The following is a 3,693-nucleotide window of genomic DNA, read 5'->3' on the forward strand; positions in this document are numbered from 1 at the left end:
AAAAAATATTTAAATGCTTTTATGAATCAGCTGAATGAACAGGGGTTGAATGCGAAACAATTTTACAATAAGAAAAATGGTTTGTATTATGTTTATTTGGCTGATTTTAAAGCTAAAGAAGAAGCCGAGGTCGCTTATGTTTCTGATTTAAATGGAAAATATAACGATGAAAAGTGGATTATGCAGGTTGACAATCCCCCGGCAACCGCAGATCTTATGTATGAAGATTAATGATTTTCCAGGGACAATAAGAACATTAAAATAAGTTGTCTGTTATACTTGTATATTATTTATCCATAAATAAATGTGTGTCCTACTTATGGAATTCTAACAAGTGTAATTAATCAGGAGTCATTAGCGATCAGGCCTTCTTTCAATGAAATATATTTTAAAATTTTAGTTTATCAATGAATGGATATAGATTTGTTTTGGGATAGTCGATTTAGCCATAAACCTCTAAATTTCAGCAGCTTTGCTAATTTTAGAGCGGTGAAAATAAACAAAATTACAGACCAGTTGGTTTGCATTTGAACGAAAATACTTACGTTATATCAGTGCTTTTCTATTTTTTATATATATTTAAAATATAAAAGTAACGGAATAACAATCGCTCAACCCCCAAAACCCCATAATATGCAGACTAAAAATTACCCCAAAAGCAGCCCGCACCGCAGGCCAAAAACCAGAGCTCATCCTGTAATCTTCTTAAAGGAGGCTCCCATTTAAAGTATAGTAAATACAATTTATATTCTAGTTATATCTTATAAGTATCTGAAACTATCCGGGTCCTGATGAGTTTAACAAGATTGGATGTATTTCTATTCCATGGTGCTCATAAAACTTGTGCAGCTAATTCCTGTGTTTTTGTTTTAACATTGCATTTTACTTCACGGTAAGAGATAGATGACTAGTGTCCAGAACTAACGTACATCCCAATTTACTATGGTTTAAGAAATTGCTTATTGAGCAATGAATTATCCGTATTAACTTGCTCATTTTCAAACTTTTAATTTCTTATTTCTTTTTTATTTTTCAACCCCAAAATATTAATAGATATGAAATCAAATATCCTTAAAATTGCCGCCTACAGGTATTATTTTGAAACCTACCAGGATTATTCCCTTCAAGGCATTTATATTTCTGTAGAAGACGCCTTAAAAGATTTTGATAATGCATTACCAGATATTATTGTTTCTGAAGTATCTATGCCCGAAGTATGTGGCATAAAAGGAATTGGATTGTTTAGAAAACGGGATCCTGATGTTAAAGTTATAATGATCAGTGCCCAAAAAGATTTTGCGATAATCAAAAAGGCTTTCAAGAATCAGGCAAATGGTTATTTGACAAAACCGGTAACCAAAAAACGCATGTACAATGCCCTGAATTCTATTAAATATGAAGGTGCTACCATGAGCAATGATATTGTTAAAGCTGTGATCTCTATGTTTCACAGAAAATCATATAACAATTTTTCGGAAAGGGAAAATCAAATAATTGATTATCTGTGTCAGGGAGCGACATATAAACTTATTGCCGACAAGCTTTTTGTAACTACAAGCACCATTAATTTTCATATACAGAATATATACCTAAAACTGGATGTGAACTCTAAATCTGAAGCGCTTGTAAAACTGAAGGAAATCTCATAATTTATAATGTATGAAGAAAAACTACTCGTTTATTACTGTAGAACTCAGATGTTCATTTAAAGTATTTCAACGTGTATGGTAAATTATCTATTAAGTTTATAAGTGAACCCAACGGGCTAACAAATGTTAGCCTATTGGGTTTTATAGCATAATCTCTCTAATTAACGGAGCTCGAATATTTACCAACCAAAATGGCTACAACTACCGCCACATAAAACTGTCCCGTTATCGCAATAAGCATTGCCAAAGATTGAGCAATAGGAAGTTGAGGCGTAATATCACCATAACCTGCCGTAGTTAATGTTATTAAGGTATAGTAAACCAATTCCATAGCAGAATCGCCACTTTCATTGAATGATCCGGGAAGGTACTGAGCACAAAAAGCAACCAGGCTCATAAACATTATTCCGAGCAATAAATATCCATTTAAGGCATTCACCAAAGTATAGATTGTGACGTTTTTTTGATTCATCATATGCCTGACAACAGAACCCACCAGAAAAATTATAAAAAGATTTGTCGTTAATTCGGCTAAATAATGTAGATATATTAAATCAGTTGCCCGTGTTGCCAGTTCAATCAGGATGGCAACAAATCCGATAAACATGACTTTTCTGGAGATAGGGTAAGATGCTAAAAAAAGGATTAGTGAAAAAAGGATTATGGAAAAGATGTTGGAAGGAAACTCAAAAACCGGCATAATAAAAACAAAAGTAAAACAGGTCAACAGCAGCAATACTGCCGATTTGTCTTTGTCCTTGATTGCATTAGCTATATTTTCGAGCATCTCGCTACTAGTTTTCCAGTTTCTTTGTATGTTTTAAGCACCTATATCAGACTATTTTCTATTGATTATTCTTTTACTTTTTATTTTTTGGTTTTAATAACCATATAAAAACGGGAGGAAGAACAAACCAGGCAAGAGTCCATACCAACGGCCCTACAAAGGCAAGCCCAACATTTACAACTGCTGTTAGAGGTTCCATTAGGTTGCTTTTCGTCAGCGCTTTTATCTCTTCTTCTTTCATATCCGCTCGTACCAGGTTTTGCTTGGAAGCATATACCCAGGCACCTACACTTGTAAATCCCGCAAGAGCCAAAGAGCCTGCCTGAAGAGCCGGAGATGATATACTTTCCAATCCCGGATCCGCTATGGCAAAATAAACAAACATGCATACCAGGAATAACTGTATTAAGGAGAGGGCAGCATGTGTGCCATTTGTCTTCACCAAATTCTTGAAAAAGATATTGTTTTGGTTCCAATACATAAGGGCCAGTCCTGCACCTATAAAAATTCTAAGAAGCTCTGACTTATTATCTATCAGATGGCTCAATAGCCCCATGGGTTTATGAGACCATTTCATATCCTCCACAAATGGGAGATATGTGGTTAACATATGAAAAAATATTAAGGCATAAACCACATCAATAAACCTGCTTAGTCTTCTTAAATAAATTGAATCAGGTGCATTTGCATTATCATTCATGAATATTATTTATTTGATTAATTTAAAAATCAACTTTTGAAATTTGAGCAGGGTATTATAAAACAAACTCTATCAAAAAGCGTAAATCATAAACAGTTCCTTTAGTTGGTCTGATTACATTCTTAAAAAACTGAACGCCAAGATTAAGTGTTGTTTTAGCGCCCAAGGGTATTTCATATTCTGCACCTCCACCCAAAGGCAGGTATACTTTTTCTCCGGCAGGTTTATTCCAATACACCGAAATACCATAAGGCTCATAGATAAGGTCGAAACGTTTGACAACATTATATACGATAAAAGGCTTGATCATGAGCATATTTACCGCTTTTAAATCAGATGGGCCCGCTACTGACCACACCTGCAGGGCAATTGCGCCTGCAAACCAGCGTCCACTCTCAAATTCATAATCGAAACTTGGGCCTACAGAAAACTTTCCACTTCCAAGTGATTTATCAGAGGCTGTTGGAAGCATAGCGGCAAAACCTCCTGTGAAATGATGTTTGCCATGGTGTTTGCCTTTTCTGGCAAACCAAAACGCTGTCAGCAAATCGTTAATG

4 protein-coding genes and 1 pseudogene are annotated in these 3,693 nt (G+C 34.9%); 2 read left to right on the top strand and 3 right to left on the bottom strand.

Going from position 1 to position 3,693, the window contains the following annotated elements; all coding sequences use genetic code 11:
• Positions 1-231: SPOR domain-containing protein (locus Q0X66_RS15740; protein ID WP_297708059.1), on the top strand; the 231-nt coding region annotated here is incomplete at its 5' end.
• Positions 232-1,055: 824 nt separating this feature from the next.
• The gene (locus Q0X66_RS15745; RefSeq protein ID WP_297708061.1) at positions 1,056-1,649 is read left to right on the top strand and encodes a response regulator transcription factor; all 594 of its coding nucleotides are present in this window, start codon (positions 1,056-1,058) and stop codon (positions 1,647-1,649) included.
• Positions 1,650-1,806: 157 nt separating this feature from the next.
• On the opposite strand, the gene Q0X66_RS15750 is transcribed toward Q0X66_RS15745, so the two are convergent.
• The 3 genes and pseudogenes from Q0X66_RS15750 to Q0X66_RS15760 form a co-directional block, all read right to left on the bottom strand.
• Complete coding sequence (locus Q0X66_RS15750) at positions 1,807-2,436, bottom strand: ion channel (RefSeq protein WP_297708063.1); 630 nt, start codon at positions 2,434-2,436, stop codon at positions 1,807-1,809.
• 73 nt (positions 2,437-2,509) lie between these two features.
• A complete protein-coding gene (locus tag Q0X66_RS15755; protein ID WP_297708065.1) occupies positions 2,510-3,136 on the bottom strand; it encodes a hypothetical protein in 627 nt (208 codons plus the stop codon).
• Positions 3,137-3,191: 55 nt separating this feature from the next.
• Positions 3,192-3,693: pseudogene (locus tag Q0X66_RS15760) on the bottom strand (hypothetical protein); the annotation flags it as partial.

Origin of the sequence: uncultured Eudoraea sp., assembly GCF_947260015.1 — a bacterium.
GTDB lineage: Bacteria > Bacteroidota > Bacteroidia > Flavobacteriales > Flavobacteriaceae > Eudoraea.